22 protein-coding genes and 1 tRNA gene are annotated in these 23,156 nt (G+C 67.8%); 9 read left to right on the top strand and 14 right to left on the bottom strand.

Annotated features, from left to right (window positions below):
- Positions 1-20 precede the first annotated feature (20 nt).
- A complete protein-coding gene (locus JNK84_RS00900) occupies positions 21-1,172 on the bottom strand; it encodes an NADH:flavin oxidoreductase/NADH oxidase (protein ID WP_293419359.1) in 1,152 nt (383 codons plus the stop codon).
- A gap of 169 nt (positions 1,173-1,341) precedes the next feature.
- On the opposite strand from JNK84_RS00900, the gene JNK84_RS00905 reads away from it, so the two are divergent.
- A complete protein-coding gene (locus tag JNK84_RS00905; RefSeq protein WP_293419362.1) occupies positions 1,342-1,683 on the top strand; it encodes an EthD domain-containing protein in 342 nt (113 codons plus the stop codon).
- Between the two features lie 43 nt (positions 1,684-1,726).
- Here the strand turns inward: JNK84_RS00905 and JNK84_RS00910 are convergent, their stop codons facing one another.
- The gene (locus JNK84_RS00910; protein ID WP_293419365.1) at positions 1,727-2,416 is read right to left on the bottom strand and encodes an EthD family reductase; all 690 of its coding nucleotides are present in this window, start codon (positions 2,414-2,416) and stop codon (positions 1,727-1,729) included.
- A gap of 361 nt (positions 2,417-2,777) precedes the next feature.
- On the opposite strand from JNK84_RS00910, the gene JNK84_RS00915 reads away from it, so the two are divergent.
- The 5 genes from JNK84_RS00915 to JNK84_RS00935 all read left to right on the top strand — a co-directional run bounded on the left by JNK84_RS00915 (position 2,778) and on the right by JNK84_RS00935 (position 9,260).
- A complete protein-coding gene (locus JNK84_RS00915) occupies positions 2,778-3,974 on the top strand; it encodes an ABC transporter substrate-binding protein (RefSeq protein WP_293419368.1) in 1,197 nt (398 codons plus the stop codon).
- A gap of 62 nt (positions 3,975-4,036) precedes the next feature.
- On the top strand, positions 4,037-4,957 hold the full coding sequence (locus JNK84_RS00920; RefSeq protein WP_293419370.1) for a branched-chain amino acid ABC transporter permease: 921 nt from the start codon (positions 4,037-4,039) through the stop codon (positions 4,955-4,957).
- Positions 4,958-4,961: 4 nt separating this feature from the next.
- Positions 4,962-6,761 carry a branched-chain amino acid ABC transporter ATP-binding protein/permease gene (locus tag JNK84_RS00925; RefSeq protein WP_293419373.1) on the top strand — a complete coding sequence of 600 codons (1,800 nt, stop codon included), beginning with the start codon at positions 4,962-4,964 and terminating at the stop codon, positions 6,759-6,761.
- Complete coding sequence (locus JNK84_RS00930) at positions 6,748-7,476, top strand: ABC transporter ATP-binding protein (RefSeq protein ID WP_293419376.1); 729 nt, start codon at positions 6,748-6,750, stop codon at positions 7,474-7,476. The genes JNK84_RS00925 and JNK84_RS00930 overlap by 14 nt, the downstream gene beginning before the upstream one ends.
- Before the next feature lie 44 nt (positions 7,477-7,520).
- Positions 7,521-9,260: an FAD-dependent oxidoreductase gene (locus JNK84_RS00935; protein WP_293419379.1), complete on the top strand. Its 1,740-nt coding sequence runs from the start codon at positions 7,521-7,523 to the stop codon at positions 9,258-9,260.
- A gap of 15 nt (positions 9,261-9,275) precedes the next feature.
- Here JNK84_RS00935 and hpaH read toward each other — a convergent pair whose 3' ends face one another.
- The 7 genes from hpaH to cpdR all read right to left on the bottom strand — a co-directional run bounded on the left by hpaH (position 9,276) and on the right by cpdR (position 14,835).
- The gene (gene hpaH, locus JNK84_RS00940; RefSeq protein WP_293419382.1) at positions 9,276-10,079 is read right to left on the bottom strand and encodes a 2-oxo-hept-4-ene-1,7-dioate hydratase; all 804 of its coding nucleotides are present in this window, start codon (positions 10,077-10,079) and stop codon (positions 9,276-9,278) included.
- A gap of 3 nt (positions 10,080-10,082) precedes the next feature.
- Positions 10,083-10,946, bottom strand: coding sequence for a fumarylacetoacetate hydrolase family protein (locus tag JNK84_RS00945; protein ID WP_293419385.1), 864 nt, complete (start codon positions 10,944-10,946; stop codon positions 10,083-10,085).
- 11 nt (positions 10,947-10,957) lie between these two features.
- The gene (hpaD, locus tag JNK84_RS00950) at positions 10,958-11,941 is read right to left on the bottom strand and encodes a 3,4-dihydroxyphenylacetate 2,3-dioxygenase (RefSeq protein WP_293419388.1); all 984 of its coding nucleotides are present in this window, start codon (positions 11,939-11,941) and stop codon (positions 10,958-10,960) included.
- Positions 11,942-11,989: 48 nt separating this feature from the next.
- Positions 11,990-13,534: a 5-carboxymethyl-2-hydroxymuconate semialdehyde dehydrogenase gene (gene hpaE, locus JNK84_RS00955; protein ID WP_293419391.1), complete on the bottom strand. Its 1,545-nt coding sequence runs from the start codon at positions 13,532-13,534 to the stop codon at positions 11,990-11,992.
- 1 nt (position 13,535) lies between these two features.
- Positions 13,536-13,922, bottom strand: a complete 387-nt coding sequence (locus tag JNK84_RS00960; protein ID WP_293419395.1) for a 5-carboxymethyl-2-hydroxymuconate Delta-isomerase — start codon at positions 13,920-13,922, stop codon at positions 13,536-13,538.
- 395 nt (positions 13,923-14,317) lie between these two features.
- Positions 14,318-14,392, bottom strand: a tRNA-Val gene (locus JNK84_RS00965).
- A gap of 77 nt (positions 14,393-14,469) precedes the next feature.
- Positions 14,470-14,835 (bottom strand): cell cycle two-component system response regulator CpdR, encoded by a 366-nt coding sequence (gene cpdR, locus JNK84_RS00970; protein ID WP_293419398.1) that lies wholly within the window; start codon positions 14,833-14,835, stop codon positions 14,470-14,472.
- 252 nt (positions 14,836-15,087) lie between these two features.
- On the opposite strand from cpdR, the gene JNK84_RS00975 reads away from it, so the two are divergent.
- Positions 15,088-15,978 carry an N-formylglutamate amidohydrolase gene (locus JNK84_RS00975; RefSeq protein ID WP_293419401.1) on the top strand — a complete coding sequence of 297 codons (891 nt, stop codon included), beginning with the start codon at positions 15,088-15,090 and terminating at the stop codon, positions 15,976-15,978.
- 397 nt (positions 15,979-16,375) lie between these two features.
- On the opposite strand, the gene JNK84_RS00980 is transcribed toward JNK84_RS00975, so the two are convergent.
- Positions 16,376-17,632: an MFS transporter gene (locus JNK84_RS00980; protein ID WP_293419403.1), complete on the bottom strand. Its 1,257-nt coding sequence runs from the start codon at positions 17,630-17,632 to the stop codon at positions 16,376-16,378.
- A gap of 188 nt (positions 17,633-17,820) precedes the next feature.
- Between JNK84_RS00980 and hisN the strand changes: the two genes are divergently transcribed.
- On the top strand, positions 17,821-18,603 hold the full coding sequence (gene hisN, locus JNK84_RS00985) for a histidinol-phosphatase (RefSeq protein WP_293419406.1): 783 nt from the start codon (positions 17,821-17,823) through the stop codon (positions 18,601-18,603).
- A 5-nt stretch (positions 18,604-18,608) separates the two neighbouring features.
- Here hisN and JNK84_RS00990 read toward each other — a convergent pair whose 3' ends face one another.
- From JNK84_RS00990 to JNK84_RS01000, 3 genes are all read right to left on the bottom strand, one after another.
- Complete coding sequence (locus tag JNK84_RS00990; protein WP_293419409.1) at positions 18,609-19,559, bottom strand: alpha/beta fold hydrolase; 951 nt, start codon at positions 19,557-19,559, stop codon at positions 18,609-18,611.
- Between the two features lie 93 nt (positions 19,560-19,652).
- Positions 19,653-20,609: a DUF4344 domain-containing metallopeptidase gene (locus JNK84_RS00995; RefSeq protein ID WP_293419412.1), complete on the bottom strand. Its 957-nt coding sequence runs from the start codon at positions 20,607-20,609 to the stop codon at positions 19,653-19,655.
- An 86-nt stretch (positions 20,610-20,695) separates the two neighbouring features.
- Entirely contained in the window at positions 20,696-21,055 is a 360-nt protein-coding gene (locus JNK84_RS01000; protein WP_293419415.1) for a PepSY domain-containing protein, read from the bottom strand.
- A 284-nt stretch (positions 21,056-21,339) separates the two neighbouring features.
- On the opposite strand from JNK84_RS01000, the gene JNK84_RS01005 reads away from it, so the two are divergent.
- Positions 21,340-21,816, top strand: a complete 477-nt coding sequence (locus JNK84_RS01005; RefSeq protein ID WP_293419418.1) for an Hsp20 family protein — start codon at positions 21,340-21,342, stop codon at positions 21,814-21,816.
- Between the two features lie 120 nt (positions 21,817-21,936).
- Here the strand turns inward: JNK84_RS01005 and JNK84_RS01010 are convergent, their stop codons facing one another.
- Positions 21,937-23,139, bottom strand: coding sequence for a hypothetical protein (locus JNK84_RS01010; protein WP_293419421.1), 1,203 nt, complete (start codon positions 23,137-23,139; stop codon positions 21,937-21,939).
- Positions 23,140-23,156 lie beyond the last annotated feature (17 nt).

The following is a 23,156-nucleotide window of genomic DNA, read 5'->3' on the forward strand; positions in this document are numbered from 1 at the left end:
TGTGCAAGTCTGGCGGCGCGTCAGAGACGGCCTTCGCGAATCTGGCGCATCAGGCTTTCGCGCTTGGCGAGCCAGTGGCCGTGGCGGAAGTTGATGGTCTGGAAATTGGGGTCGCAGCCGAGCGCCTGCGCTGCGTGCGTCGCCCAGTTGGGGTCGAGCAGTGCTTCCCGGCCGATGGCGATGAGATCGGCCCGGCCCTCCTCGAGAATTGCCTCCGCCTGGGGCCCGTCGAGGATGACGCCGACGGCCTGCGTGCGGATGCCGGCCTCTCGCCGGATGCGCTCAGAGAAAGGCACCTGGAAGCCGAGGCCGCGCGGCACGTTGGTGTTGCGCGTCTCCTCCGCAAGGCCGCCGGAGGAGCAGTCGATGACGTCGACGCCAACCGCCTTCAGGCGCTCGGCGAGCACCACGGAATCGTCGAGATTCCAACCGTCGGCAGAGCCGTCCACGGCCGAGATGCGCACGAATAACGGCTTTTCCGCCGGCCAGGCGCGGCGAACGGCGGCGGCATAGTGGATGCACATGCGCATGCGGTTGTCGCGCGACCCGCCATAGGCATCCGTGCGCTTGTTGGAGACGGGGGAGAGGAAGCTGGCGACGAGGTAGCCGTGGCCGAAATGCAGTTCCAGCGCATCGAACCCGGCAGCGTCGGCGCGCAGCGTGGCGTCGACGAACATCCGCTCCGTCGCCGCGATATCCTCGATGGTCATTTCCTCAGGCACGGACCATTCCGCGCTTGGCGCCAGCGGGCTTGGCCCGACGCGCCGCCACGGCTCGCCGGTGGCTGCGAGCGCCTCCATCGATAGCGCCCGGCCGCCCTCCCAGAGCGCTTCCGAACCCGCCTTGCGACCGGCATGGGCCAGCTGCACGCCGATACGGCCGCCGACCGAGTGGACGAAATCGGTGATGCGCCGGAACGGGGCGATCCGCGCGTCGTCCCACAGGCCGACATCCTTCACGCCGATGCGCGCGCGCGGATCGACGGCCGTGCTTTCGACGAAGATCAGCCCCGCACCGCCGATGGCGAAACGGCCGAGATGAACCACGTGCCAGTCTCCGGGGATGCCGAAATCGGCGTTGTGCTGGCACATCGGCGAGATCACGACGCGGTTCTTCAGCGTCAGGTCGCGCAACGTGATGGGCTGGAACAGGAGCGGCGTCTCGGCGGTCATGGCGGTTCCTCGGCGGCGAAGGGCAGCATTGCATCGGCTGCCAGCGGTCGCGGGGCCCTCTTCCGGGGCATTGATTATCATGTTAATTACTGCGGCGCGCGTGTCAATCGCAGAAGGCCGCCGACAGCGCGGCCGGTGCCTGCGCGCCATGCAATGAGGAAACGTCGCCATGATCAAGCGCATTACCATCCTGACCCGCAAGGACGGCATGTCCGACGAGGAGTTCGGCCGCCGCTGGCACGGCCAGCATGCCGAGATGGTCCGCAACCTGCCCGGCGTCTGCGGTTACACGCAGAACAAGGTGCTGCCTGCTGCCGGAGCTCCCGCCGACCCGGCGCGCCGGGTCGATGGTTTCGCGGAAATCTGGTTCGAGAACGCCGATGCGATGGCATCCGCGCTGGCATCGCAGCAATGGACCGCGATCGTTGCCGACGCTCATGAATTCCTCGGCGCCATGGCCGGCTATTCGATCGACGAGCGCGTCGTCGTTCCGGTATCGCCGCGCGGCTGATGGGCAGGGCGACGCGATCCGGCGGGCAGCGCCCGCCGGTCGCTCAAGCGATACGGTGCGTCTCGACCAGGAAGGTCGTGATCTTGTCGATGAACGACAGCGCGTGCGTTTGCGTGATATTGGCCTGAGGCGAGGCGAACGCGGTTTTGATCGCCTCGGCATCCGGAAACCACAGTTCGACGACGCCATCGACCGGCACGTCCTCGTAGCTCGCCTTCCGCGCCATCGCGGCATAGCGATCCAGTACGACATTCTGGCTGTAGCCGCGCAGTCCGGGCAGGTGCGGCACGTCGGCGGCGTGCTTGCCACGCCATTCATCGCGGAACCGGGCTTCGTCGATATCGGGCCGACGGGTCAGGATCGACATGCGCTTGACGGCCGGCCCGGCCGCCGCGTCGAAGGGCGCCACGACGTGCTTTTCGCAAACCACCAGACGGATGTCGTCGGTATAGGTTTTCACATCGCCGATGGTCGGCTGGAACTGCTGCGAGGCCAGCGCGGCGTTCATGTCCTCGATGCTGTCGAAGACGATTTCGGAGAAGCCGTCGACCTCCCAGGCGCCGCGGGCATGATCGATGCCGAGTTGCGAGGCGTCGGTCACATAGTGGTGGTAATATTCCCTGAGGCGCGGCAGTCGGGCAGCCAGCGGGCCGTGGATTTCTCGCCAGTGGTGGCGAAACTCCGCGGTGGTCATGGAGCTCTTGCGCTTCAGGATGCCGATCCGGCTGATCATGGTCATTTCCCTTGCCTGTGCAGGCCCCGGTAATGGCTTCTTCCGGGCTGGATGCCGCAGCGTCCGCCTGGGAAAAGGCCGTCTCGACGAGGCGTGACGCCAAATTCAATAACCTGTTAAATTTTTTTTCCAACCCCCTTGCGCTGACCTGCCGCCGACCGTAGCGTTCCACAAAACGCAGGCGGCAATCCCCAGCTTTCGGCAGGATTGGCGATTTCCGGGGCGGTTTCGACTCTCCGGATTGCATTGGGCGCATGCGCGCGCCGAATGTCGCACCAGGGATCGGCACATAAGCCGACCACTTCAGAACGACGCGCGATGCGTCATGGACCGGCGGAATGCCGGCCGGGAGGAGAAGACGATGCACAAGCGAAACATGTTCAAGATGGCCGCTGCGGCCGCCGTCCTGACGCTGACGGCCGGCACGGCCTTCGCGCAGGAGATCAAGATCGGGTTCAACGGCGACATCTCGGCCTCGCCCTCAGCGCAGAGCGGTCAGGCCGGCGTGCTCGGCCTGCAGGCCGCGATCGACGATCTCAACGCGGCCGGCGGCCTGCTCGGCCGGCGCCTGTCGCTGGTCGTGCGTGATGATCTGTCGCAGCCGCCGCGCTCGATCCAGAACATGAGCGACCTGATCGACAACGAGCGCGTCTCGATGATCATCGGGCCGACCAATTCCGGCAACGCGCTCGCCTGGCGTCATATCCCGAACCAGAAGCGCATCCCGGTGATCGGCTTCTCCGGCTCGGCGACCGACATCACCAAGCCGATGGCGGCCGGCGCCGACAATTACATGTTCCGCGTCTCGATGGTCGACCGCCCGCAGGTGGCGGCGCTGATGGCCTATGTGAAGCGCAACCCCGCCAGCAAGGTGGTCGGCTTCATGTTCGAGACCACCGGCTACGGCCAGGGCGGCCTGCGCGACATGCAGGAGATCGCCGCGATGCACGGCATCCAGCCGGCGGCGACCGAGCGTTTCGCCGTCAACGATACCGACATGACCTCGCAGCTCAACAAGCTGAAGGCGGCCGGCGTCGACACCCTCGTCGTCTGGGCGCAGGGCGCCCCGCTCGGCCACCTGCTGCGCAGCATGGAGAAGATCAACTACTTCCCGCGGCTGCTGACCTCGTGGGCCGCGGACAACAAGAGCTTCTATGATGCGGCGGGCCCGCAGCTCGCCGAGCGCGCCATCTTCCTGCGCACGGTGACGGACGAGCGTTCGGCGCGCCAGCAGCAGCTTTTCGACCGGGTATCGTCGCGCCTCGCCTCCACCTCGTCCTTCCCGTTCGCCGCCCATGCCTATGACGGCATGATGCTCTACGCCGCGGCCGTGCGGCAGGCCGGCACGGTCGACGGCCCGAAGGTGCGCGAGGCGCTGGAGAGCCTGCAGGCCCGCCATGACGGCATCATGAAGACCTATGAGCGCCCGTTCTCGCGCACCGAGCGCGAGGGCCTGCTCGCCTCCGACTTCCGCTGGACGCACTGGAAGGACGGCCGCCTGGTCAATTACGGGGACGACGTCGTGCGCTCGCTCCGCCAGGAAGACTTCCGCATGTGAGCCCCATCGCGCCCGGCCACGCCCGGGCGCGATTCTCCCGTGACGATCCCGGAGTTACCAACGTGTCGGCGACCTATCTGCAGGCGCTGCTCAGCGGGCTGTCCGTCGGCGGCATCTATGCCCTGATCGCGCTGTCGTTCAGCATCACCTTCACGACCACCAAGACGCTGAATTTCTCGCAGGGCGAGTTCGTCTCCTTCGGAGCTTTCGTCGGCCTGTCGGTGCTGCTGCTGCTCTCGGGCACGTTCGACTTCAACGCCGTGCCGGCCGATGCTTCGGCTGGGCTGAAATTCCCGATCGCCGTGGCGACGGCAGGCGTCGTGGTCGGCGTCGTCGGCATCTTCATCTTCCTGCTGGCCGTGCGACCGTTCGCCGGCAAACCCGGCATGTCCTGGGTGATGAGCACGATCGGGTTCGGCATCATCCTGCAGAGCCTCGGTCTCGTCGTGTGGGGACCTGCCGTGGTCAACGTCCCGGCGCCGCTCGGCGAGGGCGTCATCCGAATCTTCGGAGCGGGCGTGCGCTCTCAGGAACTGGTCGTCCTTGTCTCGGCCATCGTCATCATGCTGGTCTTTGACCAGATCATGCGCCGCTCGCTCCTCGGCAAGGCCATGCGGGCAGTTGCCTTTTCCCCGCAGGTCGCGAGCCTGATGGGCATCAACGTCACGCTGGTCATGGTCGGCGCCTTCGTCATGTCCGGCGTACTCGCGGGCTTTGCCGGCGTCATGGTCGCGCCGATCTCCACCGCCTCGCTGTTCATGGGCCTCGGCTTCTCGCTGAAGGCTTTCGCGGGCGCGATCATCGGTGGCCTGAACAATCCGCGCGGCTGCATTTTCGGCGGCTTCATGCTCGGCGTGATCGAGTCCTTCGTCGGCCTCTGGCATTCGGAATGGCGGGAGATCTCGGTCTTCGTGCTGATCATCCTCGTGCTCGCCGTGCGGCCGGACGGCCTGTTCGGCGCGCGCACCGTGGACAAGGTGTGAGGCGATGAAACACGTGCTCCTCACCCTCGCGGCGGGATTGGTCGTCGCTGCCGTCGTGGCCGGCATCTCCAACGAATTCTACCTGCGCGTCCTGTTCAACATGGGCGTGTACTATCTGTGCGCCGCGGGCATGAACGTGCTGCTCGGCTATGCCGGCCAGAAGTCGCTGGGCCAGGCAGGCCTTGTCGCGGCCGGCGCCTACGCCGCCGCGATCCTCACGACCCGCTACGGTGTCGATCCGTGGCTGTCGCTGGTCGCGGCGATGGCGATCGCGGGCTTCTGCGGCATCCTCATCGCGCTGCCGTCGCTGAAGGTGAAGGGGCCGAGCCTCGCCATGGTGACGCTCGCCTTCGGCGTGGTGGTCGAGAAGGTGGTCAGCGAGTTCACCGACATCTTCGGCGGCGCCATGGGCATCTATGCAATCCAGCCGCTCTACGGCTTCTCGCAGCCCTTCACCATGACGCACTGGGTGTGGTTCGTGATCGCGCTCGGCGTCGTCACGCATTTGCTCATGCGCAACCTTCTGACCGGCCGCTTCGGCCGCGCCTTCCTGTCGCTGCAGGCCGACGAGATCGCCGCCGGCAGCGTGGGCGTGCAGGTCTATGGGTACAAGGTGCTCGCGTTCGTCGTGGCGGCGGTAACCTGCGGTCTCGCCGGCGCGCTGATCGCCCAGCAGAACCAGTATTTCAACTCCGACTTCATCACCTTTCACCTGTCGATCTTCATCATGCTGGTGGTGCTGTTCGGCGGGGCGGGCTCGCTCTATGGCCCGTTGCTCGGCTCCGTCGTGCTGGTCTGCCTCGGGGCGCTGCTGGCGCGCTGGAGCTGGATCGAGCATTTCGTCAATGGCGCGCTGCTGCTCTTCGCCCTCTACGTCATGCCGCGCGGCCTCGCGGGCGTCCTGTCCGACCTGAGGAACAGGTTCACGGTGAAGGGGGCGGCCGCGCCCGTGGCGCAGGCGCCGTCGGGGCTGACGCCCTTCACCGTGAGGCGGGGTGGGGACGCGCTCGCCCCGGACAGCGCGCTTCTCACCGTCACCGGCGTCAGCAAGGCCTATGGCGGCGTCAAGCCGGCCCGCGACGTGTCGTTCACGCTGAAGACCGGGCATATCCATGCGCTGATCGGGCCGAACGGCGCCGGCAAGACCACGATGATCAACATGCTGTCGGGTATCGTTCCGCCGGACGCCGGCGCGATCTCGTTTCGCGGCGAGACCATGATCGGCCGCGGCGTCGACGACATTTGCGAGCGCGGCCTTGGGCGGACCTTCCAGAACCTGCGCCTGTTCAAGGATCTGTCCGTGCTCGACAATGTGCTGCTGGGCCAGCATCGGCGCATGGGCAACGGCTTCTTCTCCTCGCTGCTGGCCCTGCCCAAGGCGAGACGGGAGGAGGCGAAGGCGCTCGCCCATGGCCGCGCGGTGCTGGCTTTCCTCGGGCTCGACGCTCATGCCGACGCGCCCGCCGGCAGTCTTGCCTACGGCCTCCAGCGGCGCGTGGAGCTTGCGCGCGCGCTTGCCACCGAACCCTGGCTGCTGTTGCTCGACGAGCCCGCTGCCGGCCTCAACCCGCGTGAAACCGCCGAACTCGGCGAGCTCCTGAAGCGCATCCGCGACCGGGGCGTGACGATCCTGCTGGTGGAGCACCACATGGATCTCGTCATGGCCATTTCCGACCACGTGATCGTGCTCGACTACGGCGAGAAGATCGCGGAAGGGTCGCCCGCGCAGGTGCAGGCCGATCCGCGCGTGATGGCCGCCTATCTCGGCACCGACGAAGAGGCGATGGACCATGCCGTTGCTTGAACTGAGGGATGTCAGCCTCGACTACGGCCCGATCCGTGCCGTCGACCGCGCCTCGATCAGCGTCGAGCCGGGCGAGGTGGTCGCCATCATCGGCGGCAACGGAGCAGGCAAAAGCACCCTCCTGAAGGGTGTCTCCGGACTGCTGACGCCGAGCGAAGGCTCGATCCTGTTCGATGGACAGGACATTTCCAGGCTTCCGCCGCATCAGCGCGTGGCGCGTGGCATCGCCATGAGCCCGGAGGGCCGACAGGTCTTTCCCGACCAGACGGTGCACGACAATCTCGTGCTCGGCGCCTATGCACGCGGGCTTTCCGACAAGGCGCTCGCCGCCGCGATCGACGAGCAGTTCGGTCTGTTTCCGCGCCTCAGGGAGCGGCGCGACCAGCCGGCCGTGACGCTTTCCGGCGGAGAGCAGCAGATGCTCGCCATGGCGCGGGCGCTGATGGCCTCGCCGCGACTCCTGCTTCTCGACGAGCCTTCGCTGGGTCTCGCCCCGCTGATCGTGCGCGACATCTTCCAGATCATCCGCAGCCTGCGCGAGCGGCAGATCACCATCCTGCTCGTCGAGCAGATGGCGACCATGGCGCTGAAGGCGGCCCACCGTGCCTATGTGCTGGAGACGGGCCGCATCACGCTGACCGGGACGGGCGCCGAGCTCCTGAACGATCCGAAGGTCCGCGCCGCCTATCTCGGCGTGGCGCACGACGCCGCCTGACGGCCGATACAACCATCCGTTTTTCATCACCGATCGAGACTGCCATGACCGCTTCCACTGCCCTCGCAAAAACCGTCGACTGCGACGTGCTGGTGGTGGGTTCGGGCGCGGGCGGTCTTGCCGCGGCTGTTGCTTCCGCCGCGCGCGGCCTGAAGGTGATCGTCGCGGAGAAGGCCCCTTATGTCGGCGGCACGACCGCCTTGTCCGGCGGCTTCCTCTGGGTGCCGAACAACCCGGTATCCCGGCGCGACGGCATCGAAGACACCGTCGATGCGGTGCGCACCTATCTGCGCGGCGAGGCCGGCAACCATTTCAACGCCGAGACGGTCGAGGCATTCCTGCAGGCCGGTCCCGAAGCGATCGACTTCTTCGACACGAGGACGGCGGTGAAGTTCGAGCCGGCCTCCGCTTTCTCCGACTATCACCCGACCGCGCCGGGCGGCCGCGACGGTGGACGCTCGATCAAGGCGATGAATTTCCGCGGCGAGGAACTCGGTCCGGAGCTGAAGCGCCTGCGGCCGCCTTTGCCCGAACTGACCTTCGTCGGCCTGATGATCGGCTCCGGGCCGGAACTGAAGCACTTCTTCAACGCCACCCGCTCGCTGGAATCGGCCACCTATGTGGCGAAGCGCCTTGCCTCCCACGCCAAGGATCTCGCCTTCAACGGCCGCGGTATGCTGCTGACCAATGGCAATGCCCTCGCGGCCCGCCTGTTCCGCGCGGCGCTCGACCTCGGCGTCGAGGTCTGGACGGATGCCCCCGCTGTGCGGCTGACGACGCGGGACGGCGTGGTGACCGGGGCGGTGGTTGGCGCAAAGGGCGGCGACGTGGCCGTGAACACGGCATGCGGCGTGGTTCTGGCGGCCGGTGGCTTTCCGCAGGACATGGCGCGTCGCCGCGCCATGTTCCCGCATGACCGGGACAATAGCGGCCATCACTCGCCCGCGCCCGCGGCCAATACCGGCGATGGGCTCCGACTCGGCGAGGAGGCGGGCGCAGCGGTCGAGACCGGCTATCCGAATGCCGCCGCCTGGGTGCCGGTGTCGCGCGTGCCGCGCCGCGACGGCACTTTCGGCGTCTTTCCGCACTTCATCGACCGGGCGAAACCGGGGCTCATCGCCGTGCTGCCGAGCGGCCGCCGCTTCGTCAACGAGGCCAATTCCTATCATGACTTCTGTCAGGCCCTGTTCGCGGCCGGAGAGCCGGAGAAGCCGGCGCGCGCCTTCCTGATCGTCGACCGGCCGTTCCTCAGGCGCTTTGGGCTGGGCTTCGTGAAGCCCTATCCGGTGCCGGTCGGCCCGCAGATCCGCTCGGGCTATCTCAAGACCGGCAAGACGCTCGACGAGCTCGCGCGGAATGCCGGCATTGACGCGAAGGCGCTGGCGGAGACTGTCGCGGTCTGGAACCGCGATGTCGCGACCGGCGAGGACAAGACCTTCGGCAAGGGCTCCACGGCCTATAACCGCTTCAACGGCGACCCCGAATTCCAGCCCAATCCCTGCCTCGCGCCGATTGCGACCGGCCCCTTCTATGCCGTCGAGGTGGTGGTCGGCGATCTCGGCACCTTTGCCGGGCTGAAGTCGGACGGCGAGGCGCGCGTGCTCGATGCCGCGGGCAAGCCGATTCCCGGCCTCTATGCCGCCGGCAATGACATGGCGAGCATCATGGGCGGCAACTATCCGGGCGGCGGCATCACACTCGGTCCGGCGCTGACCTTCGGCTACATCGCCGCCCGCCATATGGCCGGGCGCAAGGCCGGAACAGGAGATGTCGCGGCGGAGTGATCCGCCGCGTCCGGCTCAGGCGAAGTGGCAGCCGACCGTTCCGAACGGCCCGAAATCGGCCTGGAACGTGTCGCCCTTGCGCGCCTCGACCGGCCGCACGAACGACCCCGATAGCACCACCTGTCCGGGCTCCAGCGCGAGGCCGTTGCGGTGGAGGCTGCGCACCAGCCAGGCCATGCCGTTGGCCGGATGGTTGAGCACGCCGGCTGCGACGCCGGTCTCCTCGACGGCGGCGTTCTTGGTGAGGATCGCCGAGACCCAGCGCAGATCGGCGGCATCCGGCTTGAACGGGCGGCCGCCAACGACGATGCCGGCATTGGCCGCATTGTCGGCGATGGTGTCCGCGATCTTGCGCGTCGCCTTTGTCTTCGGATCGACGCGCTCGATCCGCGTGTCGAGGATTTCCAGCGCCGGCACGACGTAGTCGGTCGCGTTCATCACGTCGAACAGCGTGCAGTTCGGCCCTTCCAGCCGCGTCTTCATGACGAAGGCGAGCTCGACCTCGATGCGCGTGCCGATGAAGCGGTCGGTCGGGATCTCGCCGCCATCGGCGAACAGCATGTCGTCGAGCAGGTAGCCGGAATCCGGCGTGTCGATGTTCAGCGCCTGCTGCATGGCCTTGGAGGTCAGGCCGATCTTGTGGCCGATGATCTGTCGGCCGGCCTTCAGCTTGCTGTCGATCCAGGCGCGCTGGATCTTGTAGGCGTCCTCGACCGTGATGCCGGGATGCTGCTGGGTCAGCTGGCGGATCTGGACGCGCGTCTTCTCGGCGGTGTCGAGAGCTGCGGCCGCCGCCTTGATGTCCTTCGCGGAGAGCATGGGTCAGGCCTCGTCGATGACGGTGTTGGTGAGTGTGCCGATGCCTTCCACCGAAACCTCGATCACGTCGCCGGGCTTCAGGAATTTCGGCGGCTCGAAGCGCGCGCCGGCGCCGGTCGGCGTGCCGGTGACGATGATGTCGCCCGGCACGAGCGTGGTGAAGGTCGAGATGTAGGCGATGAGATAGCGGAACGAGAAGATCATCCGGCTCGTGCGGTCGTCCTGCCGCGTCTCGCCGTTGACCGTCGTCGTCAGGCGGATATCGGCGATCTGGACCTCGTCCGTAAAGGGCACCAGCCATGGCCCCATCGCGCCGGAGCGGTCGAAATTCTTACCCTGGGTGACGTTGAATTTGGCGTGGCGCACCCAGTCGCGGATCGTACCCTCGTTGCACAACGTGACGGCCGCGACATGGTCCAGCGCGTCCTTCTCGGCAATGTGCCGGCCGGCCTTGCCGATGACGAGCGTCACCTCGCCTTCGTAGTCGAGCTTGTTGGAGGCCTTCGGGCGCACCAGAGGTTGGCGGTGGCCGGTGAACGAACGGGCAAAGCGCGGGAAGAGGCTGGGGTAGGGCGGGGCATCCTGCCCGTCCTTGTACTCGGCGTTGCGGTCCGGGTAGTTCACGCCGACGCAGATGATCTTCTCCGGTTCCGAAACCGGCGGCAGGAAAGTCACGGCGTCCAGCGCATGGTCGGGCGCGTGACGCTGACCCTTCTCGACGAGGCGCTGGAGCGCGCCATCGGCCACCGCCGCCTTCAGGGACCAGACATCGCCCGCGCGCGCGGAGAGGTCCACGATACCGGCATCGGTGACGAGGCCGAAACGCTCCTCGCCGTTGATCGAAAAAGTCGCGAGGCGGTGGGTCATGCGCGGTGCTCTCAACTCGCGACGATCACATTGGCGACGAAGGCCGGGTCGCGCGTCGGCAGGCCCGCGAAGGCCGAACCTTCCTCGAACCAGGATCTCGGCGCGGGCGCGCCCCACAGGGTCTGCCGGCGCGGATCGCGCAGCGACCAGCGCAGCGGCTCGTGATCGGGATCCATGGTCTGGTAGTCCGAGGTGTAGAGTTCGAGACGGTGGCCGTCGGGATCGCGGATGTAGAGGAAGAAGGCGTTCGAGATGCCGTGCCGGCCGGGGCCGCGTTCCATGTTGGGCAGGTAGCCGGAGGTCGCCATCACGTCGCAGAGGTGGATGATGTCGAGGGCCGTGGGCGTCCAGTAGCAGAAGTGATGCAGGCGCGGGCCGGCGCCATTGGTGAAGGCGAGGTCGTGGACATTGCCCTTGCGGTGCATCCAGCCGGCGGCGATGCGCCCGTCCGGTCCGTCTTCCTCGGCATATTCGGTGAGGCGGAAGCCGAGCGCGGCATAGAAATCGAGGCTCTTCTGCACTTCCGGCGCGAAGACGTTGAAATGATCCAGCCTCTGGGCGCGGACGCCCTGGTAGTGGGCATAGGTCTGGAGGCTGGACGGGCGCTTCTCCATGCCGGCGACGAATTCGAGCGGCATGCCGAACGGGTCGGCTGCCTGCAGCGTGCGGCCCTGGAACGGCGCCTCGACGAAGGCGTGAGGCAGGCCTTGTGCCTCGAAGAATGCGGCAGCCTTGTCGAGGTCGGCTTCGTGGCCGACGCGCAGGCCGATGCGCCGGCAGGAGGCGGCCGGCGCCTTGCGCAGCACCAGCGAATGGTGCTGGCGCTCCTCGACGCCGCGCAGGTAGACCGCGGTCTCATCGGCGTCGGTGACGCGCAGGCCGACGATCTCCTCGTAGAAGGTGCGGCTGGCGGCAAGATCGGTGGCATCGAGCACGACGTGGCTCGCCCGCACGATGTTGAACGGCGGATCGAAAATGTGGGTCGGAACGGGCATGGCTGTTTCCTCGGAACTGTTCTTCGCTGTTCGTCGGGGGATTGGCTGTCAGGCGCCGAGCTTCGGCACCGCATGGCTGCCCTTGGCGAGGCAGATGTTCTTGGTTTCCATGTAGAAATCGAAGGAATAGTCGCCGCCGTCGCGGCCGATGCCCGAGGCCTTCATGCCGCCGAAGGGCGTCGGCAGGTGGCGGACATTCTCCGAATTCAGCCAGATCATGCCGGCGTCGAGTTCGTCGGCGACGCGCAGCGCGCGCCCCATGTCGGCGGTCCAGACATAGCCGGTGAGACCGTAGTTGACGTCGTTGGCGATGGCGACGGCTTCCGCTTCGTCCCTGAACGGGATGACCGTCAGATAGGGGCCGAAGACTTCCTCCTGCGCGACGCGCATGGCGTTGGTTGCGCCGGTCACCAGCGTCGGCTCGACATAGAAGCCGCCGCCGGGTCCGTCGAAGGGACGGCCGCCTGCGGCGACCGTCGCGCCGTCCTGACGGGCGATGTCGAAATAGGAGCAGACCTTGTCGTAGTGCCGCTGGTGGATCAGCGGTCCGATCTCGGTCGCGGGGTCAAGCGGATGGCCCACCTTGAGCTTCTTCACCCGCTCCGCGACGCGCGCCGAAAACTCCGCCGCGATGCTCTCCTGCACGAGGAGGCGGCTCGACGAGGTGCAGCGCTCGCCGTTCAGCGAGTAGATCATGAAGATCACGGCATCGAGCGCGCGGTCGAGGTCGGCGTCGTCGAAGACGATGACCGGATTCTTGCCGCCGAGCTCGAAGTGGACGCGCTTCAGGGTCGGCGCGCCCTGCGCCATGATCGCCGAACCCGTCGCGCTCTCGCCGACGAAGCCGATGGCCTTGATGGCGCGGTGTTCGGTCAGCGCCTTGCCGGAATCCTCGCCGAAGCCATGGACCGTGTTGAGGACGCCTTCCGGCACGCCGGCCTCCAGCAGCAGGCGCGGCAGCAGGTCGGCAGTGACCGGCGACCATTCGGCCGGCTTGTGAACGACGGTGCAGCCGGCGGCGAGCGCGGGCGCGATCTTCCAGGTCGACAGCATGAAGGGCGTGTTCCAGGGCGTGATGACGCCGACCGGGCCGATCGGCACCCGGGTCGTCACGTTCCAGTGGTCCCTGGTCGGCAGGTTCAGTCCGTCGCGCGCCTCGGTGGCGCGGTCGGCGAAAAAGCGGAAATTCTCCGCGCCCCGGACGGCGGCCTTGGCCATGAAGCGATGCGCCTGGCCGGTGTCGACGCATTCCAGCAGGGCGATGTCCTCCTGGTGTGCCTCGATCACGTCGGCGACCTTGTGGAGGATCGCGCGGCGCTTGTCAGGGTCCATCGCCTTCCAGGACTTGAACGCCTTGTGGGCCGCCGTGGCCGCCGCATCGATGTCGGCGGCATCGCCGCGCGCGACTTCGGCCAGCACCGACCTGTCGATGGGCGAGGTCGTCTCGAAGGTGCGGCCCGAGACGGACGCCACGCGCTTGCCGGCGACGTGGTGGCCGATCCCATCCGCCTTCAGCTTCGCCAGCAGCGCCTCGGCGCGCAGCTTGTTGTGCACGAACCGGCTGGCGGGAGCGGAACCCTGTGCATCGGCCATGTCAGGCACTCCTCTTTAATGCGTCGTGAACGGTGTTGCGCTTCCAGTTCGGCTCGTCGATCTCGACGATCTGCAGCGAGAGCGCGACCGGCGCCGCCGCGAAAGCCGGGTCGAGCGCCCGGGACAGCGCCTCGAAGACATGACCACCCGCGCGCCGCCGGGTTTCGACGTCGCGGCCGCGCCCCATTTTCAGGGTCGCATCGACGAAGCCGTGGGCGGGGTTTCCGTCGCCGATGGCGACATGGTCGCAGCGATGGGCGCGCACGCGAATGCCGCCGAGCGGAAACACGCCGGTTTCGGCGGCCGCGACGCGAACCGCCTCGCACAGCGCCGGCCAGTCGACCACGCTGTCGAGATTGGCCGAATATTCAACCACGACATGCGGCATCGCGGCCTCTCCAGAAGTCCCCCGTTGTGGATATCATTAACGTGTTAAATTAAAGAGCGCAAGGTGTCCTGGAGTGCCTCCCGAGCGGTCTGGACGAAGCCCCGTGCCGCGGCGCTGTGGAAAAGTGCGGGCTGCAACGCCGATGGCATTCCGGCGCGACGAGATTTCCCGCGCGGCGAGCGCCCGGGCTCTCCGCCCGCAATGGCCCGAGCTTGCCGAAGTCAGTTCGGGGAAATCGGCTTGCAAGCCGCTGCCCGGACTCGCTCGCGCCAACCATGCGGGACCTCGGAGCGCCGGGCTGGTTCCGGGCGAGGCGGCCTGGCAGCCGGAACGGAGCAATTGGCGACGCGGAAAACAAAACCCCGGCGAAACCATGGGTTTCGCCGGGGTTTGAATGGTGGGCACGACTGGGATTGAACCAGTGACCCCCTCGATGTCAACGAGGTGCTCTCCCGCTGAGCTACGCGCCCTTTGCGGCCGGGGCCGCGAATGCGAGGCGCTCCGTATAGTGGGGAACGCCCTGCCGTGCAAGGGGATGAAATGGCCGTCAGGCAGCTTCCTGCAACATCTTGTCGACCTCGTTGACGAGGTCGCGCAGATGGAAGGGTTTGGACAGGATCTTGGCGTCCTTGGGTGCCTGCGAGTCGGGCTGGAGCGCGACCGCGGCGAAACCGGTGATGAACATGACCTTGATGTCGGGGTCGAGTTCGGTCGCGCGGCGGGCCAGTTCGATCCCGTCCATCTCCGGCATGACGATGTCGGTGAGCAGCAGTTCGAACGGCTCCTCGCGCAGCCGGTGATAGGCCGACAGGCCGTTGTCGAAATGGGCGACGTCGTAGCCGGCATTCTGCAGCGCCTTCACGAGGAAGCGGCGCATGTCGTTGTCATCCTCGGCCAGCAGAATCTTGCCCATGCTGAATGCCGTCCTTCGCCTGTCCATCGTCGGGGAGGGGGCGGTTTACAGAACCCGTTCCCGCTTGTGCCCATGAAGCCCGAAGATGGTAAATGGCCGGTGAAGATGGCGGTGGAAAGACGCGGGTACCTGGTTCGGCGGACATTGCGCGCGTCCGCCTGCGGCCGCGACCCCAGCACTGCGGAAGGGATGGCTTCACAGCGGCTGGCGGGCGGTTAGACTGTCCCGGTCGCACACCTTGCCGGACAGCTGATGAGCGAAGCCCAGATCCGCGATTTCGACCCCGCCTTCGAGGCGCTGGAGCCGGCCGAGCCTCTGGCGCCCGTGGTGTTCAATTCGCCGCATTCGGGTCGGGTCTATCCGCCGCAGTTCCTCCATCAGGTGCGGCTCGACCTGCCGACGCTGCGCCGCTCCGAGGACACGGACGTCGATGCGCTGTTCGAGGGCGTGGTGGAGCGCGGCATGCCGCTGATGCGCGCCCATTTCCCGCGATCCCTCGTGGACGTGAACCGCGAGCCCTACGAGCTCGACCCGCGAATGTTCGACGGGCGGCTGCCAACCTTCGCCAATACCCGCTCGATGCGGGTGGCCGGCGGCCTCGGCACCATCCCGCGCGTGGTCGGCGAGGCGCAGGAGATCTACGCGCGGCGCATCGCCATCGACGAGGCGCTGACGCGCATCGAGGTGCTCTACAAGCCCTATCACCGGGCGCTCAGGCGGCTGATCGCCGCCACCCACCGGGCCTTCGGCGAGGCGCTGCTCGTGGACTGTCACTCCATGCCGTCGATGGCGCCCATCCGTGAGGACCGGCCGCGCGCCGACATGGTCATCGGCGATCGCTACGGGACGAGTTGCGCGCCGGCCGTGACCGATCTGATCGAGGGCGTGCTGAAGGCGAGGGGCTATCACGTCGTCCGCAACAAGCCCTATGCCGGCGGCTTCATCACCGAGCACTACGGCCAGCCCCAGACCGGCATGCAGGCCGTTCAGATCGAGATCAACCGCGCCATCTACATGGACGAGCGCAGCTATCGGCGCACGGCTCATTTCCCGCGGCTGCAAGCCGACCTGATGGTTCTGGCGGAGGCGCTGGCACGCCTGCCACTCGATCGTTCCGGCGACTGGCGGGTGGCCGCAGAATAGCGGGAACAGCTCCTGCGATTCCGCATGGCTGGCGAAATCCGCGCTCGGCCTGAGCTGTTCGACGGTCTGGCTCCGACGTGGACTGGCCAGTTGATCAGGGTGCGTTGCACAATACGATTCGAGGTGCCGATCGATTTTATACGATTTGCGCAGGCGTCCGGGAGCCTCGCGGGGCTATGGCATAAGCCATTGAATTGTTGTGCGGAATTGTTCCTCGGAAAAGAAAGAGGCCGCTCATTTTCATGAGCGGCCCAAGTCTAGGGAGGAAACGCCCAAGGAGGGCTGCGAGGCATCGCAAGGCGATACCGCGCTGCAACAATATGCCTACGCTCCCCCGAAAAGGCAAGAAGGCTGACCCATTTTTTTCGCTCCCCGCGCCGCCTGGGATTCAGCCGTCTCAGCGAAGCGACCGCCGCGGATCGGGCGCGGTGCAGTACCAGAGTGTGGCGATGCCCAGCAGCGCGGCCTGCATGCCGAAGGCCGCCTGGAAGGCGGTCAGCGGATAGACCGTCGCCGGGCCGGCAATGGCCTTCACGACGAGCCCGGTCAGCCATTGCGTCGCGAAGCTGCCGGTCATGGTCCCCATATTGATCAGCGACAGGCCGCGTCCGGTGATCTCCGGAGGGAACAGCGACTTGCCGTGCGCCACGAGGATCGGCGCGAAGGCGCAGAAGAAGCCGAGCAACCCGTAGATGATCTCGACACGGCCGGGCGGTCCGGCATGGCCGAACAGGATGAGCACCGCCATGAGGGCGACGGTCGCGCCGGCGCCCGCGACAGCCACGGGCTTGTAGGCGCCGACCAGCCGATCCGCCATGCCCCAGACCAGCGTCCCCGCGATCTGGGCGGCCGCCATGACGAAGAGGGCGCGACCCTGCGCGCCGAGATCGGCGCCGTGGACATGGGCGAGATAGGGACCGCCCCAGAGGCCGATGATGAGGCCGAAGGTGGAATAGGTGGAGAAGGACATCATGAACAGCGGCCAGAATCCGGCCGTCCTGACGGCCGCGCCGACGCCGCGCAGAGCTTCGGCGAAGCTCTCGCGCGGTTGACCCGGCGCGGGGCCCGCCGCCGGCCCACGCACGACGACCATGACCGCGGCGGCGAAGATAGCCGCGAATAGGCCGGCCGAGAGGAAGGCGGTACGCCAGCCCGCGGTCGCCGTCGCCCAGGCGAGCGGGGCGGTGGCGCCGAGCGTGCCGAAGCTGGAGATCGACAGCTGAATGCCAGCGAGGGTCGCGAAGGTCTTGGGCGGGAAGGCCCGGGCATAGATGACCAGCGGGGCCATGAAGAAGGTCGAGCAGCCGATGCCGAGCAGCATGCGTCCCGCGATCAACCCGGCCTCGCCGCTGGCCATGGCGAAGACCCAGGAGCCGGCGACCACGAAGGCGGACGAGCCGAGAAGCGCGGCGCGCGGGCCCCAGCGGTCGATGACGATGCCGACGGGGATCTGGCAGAGCGCGAAGATCAGGAAGAAGGACGAGGAGACGACGCCGAGCTGGCCGGCGGTGAGTTGCAGTTCGCCGGCAAGCGTCGTCGCGATGACGCCGACCGAGTTGCGGTAGAACTGGCTGATGGCGGTGGCGGTCGCGAGCACGGCGACGAGCACCACTACCCCCGCCCGGGCCGTTCGGCCGCGGATGCTTGCAGTCACGGGATTTCCTCCGGCCGCGACCCTGCCCGCGCCGCGCCCATGCGGCAAGCCGGCCGAGGGCAGGCGAGGCGGTCATTCGCCGCATGGCCGGACCGCGTTTCGGGCCGGCGAGTGGCTTATGGTGGCTCAGCGTTGCCCGGGCGACGCCCGCTGGCCTATAGCTTGGCCAGCCGCTGGGAGTATCCGCTGTGAGCGCCGTCGATTTCGAGAGCTTCGTCCGCGATCTCGCCCGCATTTCGGGCGAAGCCATCCTGCCGTTCTTCCGTTCGTCGATCGGCGTCGAGAACAAGGCTGGCAAGGGCGCCTTCGATCCCGTCACCGAGGGCGACCGGGCCGGCGAGGCCGCCATGCGCCGGATGATCCGGCAGACCTTTCCGGCTCACGGCATCATTGGCGAGGAACATGGCACCGAGAATGCCGATGCGGAGCACGTCTGGGTGCTCGATCCCATCGACGGCACCCGCGCCTTCATCGCCGGCATTCCGCTCTGGGGCACGCTGATCGGGCTGGCGCGTCACGGCCGTCCGGTCTTCGGCATGATGCACCAGCCGTTCATCCGCGAGAAGTTCTGGGGCGACGGGGCGGCGGCGCGCTACGAGGGGCCCGCCGGCGAGCGCGCTCTGCGCACGCGCGCCTGCGAGAGCCTGTCGGCCGCCACGATCATGACCACCTCGCCGAAACTGTTCGATGCGGAGACCATCGGCCGCTACCAGGCCGTGGAAGCCGCCTGCCGCACCTATCGCTACGGCGCGGACTGCTACGCCTACTGCATGCTGGCGGCTGGCCATGTCGATCTCGTGGTCGAGGCTGGCCTGAAGCCCTACGATATCCTCGCCCTCGTGCCGATCATCGAGGGCGCGGGTGGCATCGTGACGACCTGGGATGGCGGGCCGGCGGCCGGCGGCGGCCGCATCGTCGCGGCGGGCGACAGGCGCATTCATGCCGAGGCGCTCAGGCTCCTGAACGGCTGAAGGCTCTAGAGAAAAGCCTGCTCGCCGGGCACGAAGGCGTCGAAGGCCGCCCAGAACTGCGTGCGCAACTCGTCGCGCTCCATCATCGCCTCGTGGCGCGAGCCGGGGATCACCACGGTATGGCCGGCCTTGAGGCGGCGGCCGAAGGCCTCGATGGCCGGCGTGTGGACCAGGGGATCGCGCGCCGCCGCAATGAGCAGAATGGGCTGCCGGATGCCCCGCGCATAGAGCGGATGGGCGAAGCGACTCGCCACGCCGAGAGCGTTGCGCACCCAGCCGACGGTGGGTGCGCCGAGCCCGAGCCGGGGGTCGATGTCGGCATAGGACCCCGCCAGTGCATAGCGGACAGGGTCAGAACTGACGGGATTGCCGTCGAAAGGCTTCTGCGAGGTCGGTTGCAGCGAACCGCCCGGAATGGTCATGGACGACAGGCCGAGAGCGGAAAGCAAGGTCAGGAAGGCCCGCAGGGGGCCGGGGCGGCCAACCTGCGCCAGCGCCACCATGGGCGCGGAAAGAACCATGCGGTCGAACCAGATGCGGCCGGCCTTGGCGGTCTCGATCAGGATGGAGCCGCCCATGCTGTGGCCGAGCGCGTAGAAGGGCGGACGGCAATCCGGCAGCCCGACGGTCGTCATGACCGTTTCGAGGTCGGTCTGGTAGTCGGAGAAACGCCGGACGTGGCCCTTGCGAATCTCGGACAGCAGCCGGCCCGAGCCGCCCTGACCGCGCCAGTCGAAGGCCAGTACACCGAAGCCGCGGGCGCGCAATTCATCGATCACCTCGAAATATTTCTCGATGAACTCACTGCGGCCCTGGCAGATGACCACCGTGCCGCGGCGCGGCGCGCCGGTCGCTTCCCAGCGGGCATAGCGGATGGCGACCTTGTCCGGCGTGGTCAGCGTGCCGGCGCGGACGCCTTCCGGAATCGGGCGGTTGGGCAGGGCGACGAGGTCCATCGGCCGGGCGCGCTCGCGAATCGTTGCCGCGCCGGAAAAGGCGCTGCCATCCGGCTACCACGGCGCGGGGGCGTGGTCATCGCGGGCGTCTGGCTATCGCGGCGGCGCGGCGTCCTGCGGGTTGTTGATCGTTTCGATCGCCGCGGGAAGCATGGCGACCACGAGTTCGTAGCAAAGCGTCAGCTTGCGCTCCTCGGGATCCCACCAGGCGTTGGGCTCGCCGCAGCTCGCCGCTTCGAGGCGGATTCCGGGGCGGAAGGCGAAATTCTGCACGGCATAGTCACGTACCGTCTCGAGCAGGCCGAGACGGACGAGGAAGCTGCGGATGGGTTTGAGATTCTCCGGGGCCTCGCCATAGGTCACGGGCATGATGCCGGCGGGGCTCGCCTCCCGACCCCGGCGGAACAGGCGCTGCCAGAGCGACTGGCCGGCGCGACCGAGATTGGGCGCGAGCAGCTGCCGCCAGGTTTCGCTCATCTGCTGGAAATCGGCGGCACAGGAGTCGCGCCGCTCGTCGGGCAGGTAGGCGCGGCGGGCCAGCACCTCGAAGGCCGGAGGGTCGGAGCCGTAGAGCAGGCAGATGATCTGGCCGGCACGCTGGGGGCCAAGGCCGTGTTCGTCGTAGAACTTGACCGGGTCGTTCGCGCCCGCGCGCGCGTCGTCTCTGCCGAGCATCAGCAGCCCGCGCGCGGCATCGACCATCACCTGATGGGCGAAGGAGCCGCCAATCTGGACGAGCGTGAGGGTTGCGAAATTGTCGGCGGCGTCTTCCTCCCGGCCGAGCACCGGCAATCCGAACTCGCTGATCACCACATGACCGAATTCGTGCGCGAGCGTGAAGACGATGTTGCCGGTGAGGAAGACGACGAGGCGCTTGCGCTGGTCATCTGTCGTCCCCGCGAGCACGCCGGGCTGTCCCGCAAAAGCGGAGGCGGCTTCTTCGACGCGTGCCGGGAACGATTGCTCGGCCGCGGCCAGACGGAGCGGGACCGCCAGAAGAGCGATGACCGCGAGATTCACGAGAGGGCGCATGGGAACCAGAGGGCGCATCGAAACCTCCCTGTGCGGGCGATCAGCCTGCCACGGCATCGCCGGAGCCTCAACCGTCACGCGCCGCCATGATTCCCGGCCTGCTCCTACCGACGGCCGGTCGGGCGGTCCGAGTGCGCGCCGCGCGGGTCGCCGACCACCCTCAGGCCGATAATGTCGCCATTGCGCCCGTCCATCACGAGACGGTGCCGCTGACCCCATTTGTCGGTGCCGTGGGTGAGATAGGCGGTGCCGCGACGCACGACCGGCTCGCTCACGACATAACCGCGAACTGCGAGGCGCCCGGGTATCTCCTGCTGCGGGATCAGACGGGCGGCCTCGTCGGCGCGGGCGAAATTGCCTGCGCAGGCGAGCATGACGAGTGCGAGCGCGAAAGTCGTCGTCGCCGCGACAAGCATCAGGGCGAGGGAGGAAACCGAGGAGATGCGGCGCGCGAGGGGGCGCATGGCGTGTGGTCCCTGAAGCGAGGGGAGGCGTGAAGGGGCTGCAGCCTGGCCGCAGCACTTTCCCGATCGTTGAACACACATTGACGTGGTGCGGCTGAACCCTGCCGGAAATCCCCGTTCACCGAGTCTTCATCTGCGAAAACCCGCGGCATCGGCCTCTTGCGAAGCCAAGACCGGCTTCCCAACTGTTTCTCCGTGCAGGCCCGCCAAGGGCTGCACGAGCCAAACCGGCCCGGCCATCAGGCGGGCCCCCGCTCTTTGATGTCGCTTGAAGGAGGACATCCATGCGTACGTTCGATCTTGCGCCCCTCTACCGTTCGACCGTCGGTTTCGACCGCCTGTTCTCGCTGCTCGACCAGGCCTCCGGCCATGACGGCCCGGCGGCGGGCTATCCGCCCTACAACATCGAGAAGACCGGCGAGAACGCCTACCGCATCTCCGTCGCGGTAGCCGGCTTCACCGAAAATGACCTGTCGATCGAGGTGAAGGAGCAGGCGCTCACCATTCGCGGCGGCAAAGCCGCTGCCGAGAGCGAGACCAAATCCGATTACCTTCATCAGGGCATCGCCGCGCGTGCCTTCGAGCGCCGCTTTCAGCTCGCCGACTACGTCTTCGTGAAGGGCGCGGCGCTGGAGCACGGCCTGCTGCACGTTGATCTCGTCCGCGAGATTCCGGAGGCGATGAAGCCCCGGCAGATCGCGATTCAGTCGGGCAGCGGCCAGCGTGTGATCGAAGCCGAGGTCAGCCGCAAGGCCGCCTGAGCCGCATCGCCCTGACGGATCGGGCCGCCCTCCAACGGCCCTCCTGAGATGCACGAACGCCCCGGTGAGGCATCACCGGGGCGTTTCGTTATGTCTCGTGGCGGGGCGGTGCTTTCGGCGTCAGTTCCCGGACGGCGGCGGGATGACCTGCCGGACGCCGGGCGGGGTCTGCCCAGGTCCGCTCGGCAGGGCCTCGCCATTGGGACCGAGGAAGCGGCCGTCGATCATCACGCCCTCCGATTCCCGGCTCGACGCCGGACGGGCCGCCGCATCGGCGGCCGGCGCGGGCGGTGCCGCGGGCGCTGCCTGGACGGGCGGGGCATCGATCACGGGCGCGGGCGTCGTTGCGGGTGGCGCGACCGGGGCCGGCTGCGTCGGGAGGGCAGCTGCCGGCGGCTCGGCCGGCTGGACCGGGGTTGTGGCCTCTGCCGGCGGCGCGACCACGGAGGGCTGTTCCTCGCGTGGACCGGCGTCGGGGGGCGTCTGAGGCAGAGCTGCGGTCGGAGGTTCGGCCGGCGCGGGCGCTGCCTGCGGCGCGGGAACGGTCGGAGGCGTGAACGGCACGCTCGGCTCGACGCTAAGTGGCGACGTCGGCGCGACGGGCGTCACGTTGCGCGGCGGAAGGTTCGCAGCCGGCGGCTGCGGCGGCGGTGCTTCCGCTGGTGGTGGGCTCGCCACGGGCGGCACGACCTGCGGCTGGGGCTGAAGGCCGCCGTCGATGTCCGGACGCGGCGTCGGCACGGGCACGATGCGCGCCGTGATGTTGGGGGCGGCGCGGGCCGGGCGCTCCGGCCGCTGGTCGGGGCGCGTGTCCGGCCGCATCGGATCGTTGTCGAGCCGGCCTTCACGGAAATCCTGCCCGCCGTCGCGGCCAAAGCTCGGGCGCTCGTCACGCCAGACCGGCGGCGTCGGGAATCGCTGGCCGCCGGGCTCCAGCTCGCGGATGGCGAGCGGCGCGCCGGTATAGGCGTTGATCCTGACCTGGGTCCGCTGGCCCTGCGGCCCGAGGGCGTCGACCACCCAGGCGCGCCCCGCGAGGCGCGGCCGCGAAATGGCGCGATAGCCCATGGAGCGGGTGATGGCGACAGCGCGCGCCGGCGCTATCGGGCCCACATCCTCGTCATCGTCGTCGGGTGTGATGTAGCGGCGGCCGTAATAGGGCTCCGAATAGGGCCGCTCATAGCGCGGACCCCAATCACCCCAGAACTGGACAGGCGTCGCGCCGGCAACGGGCCTGGCGGCCCCCAGCGGCATGGCGAGGGCCGACCCGGTTCCGGCGGCAATGGCGGCGATACAGGTCGCCCAAAGCAGTCTCTGGCGCACGAAATCCGTGTCCTTCT

This window comes from Phreatobacter sp., from assembly GCF_016793595.1.
In the GTDB taxonomy this organism is placed as follows: domain Bacteria; phylum Pseudomonadota; class Alphaproteobacteria; order Rhizobiales; family Phreatobacteraceae; genus Phreatobacter.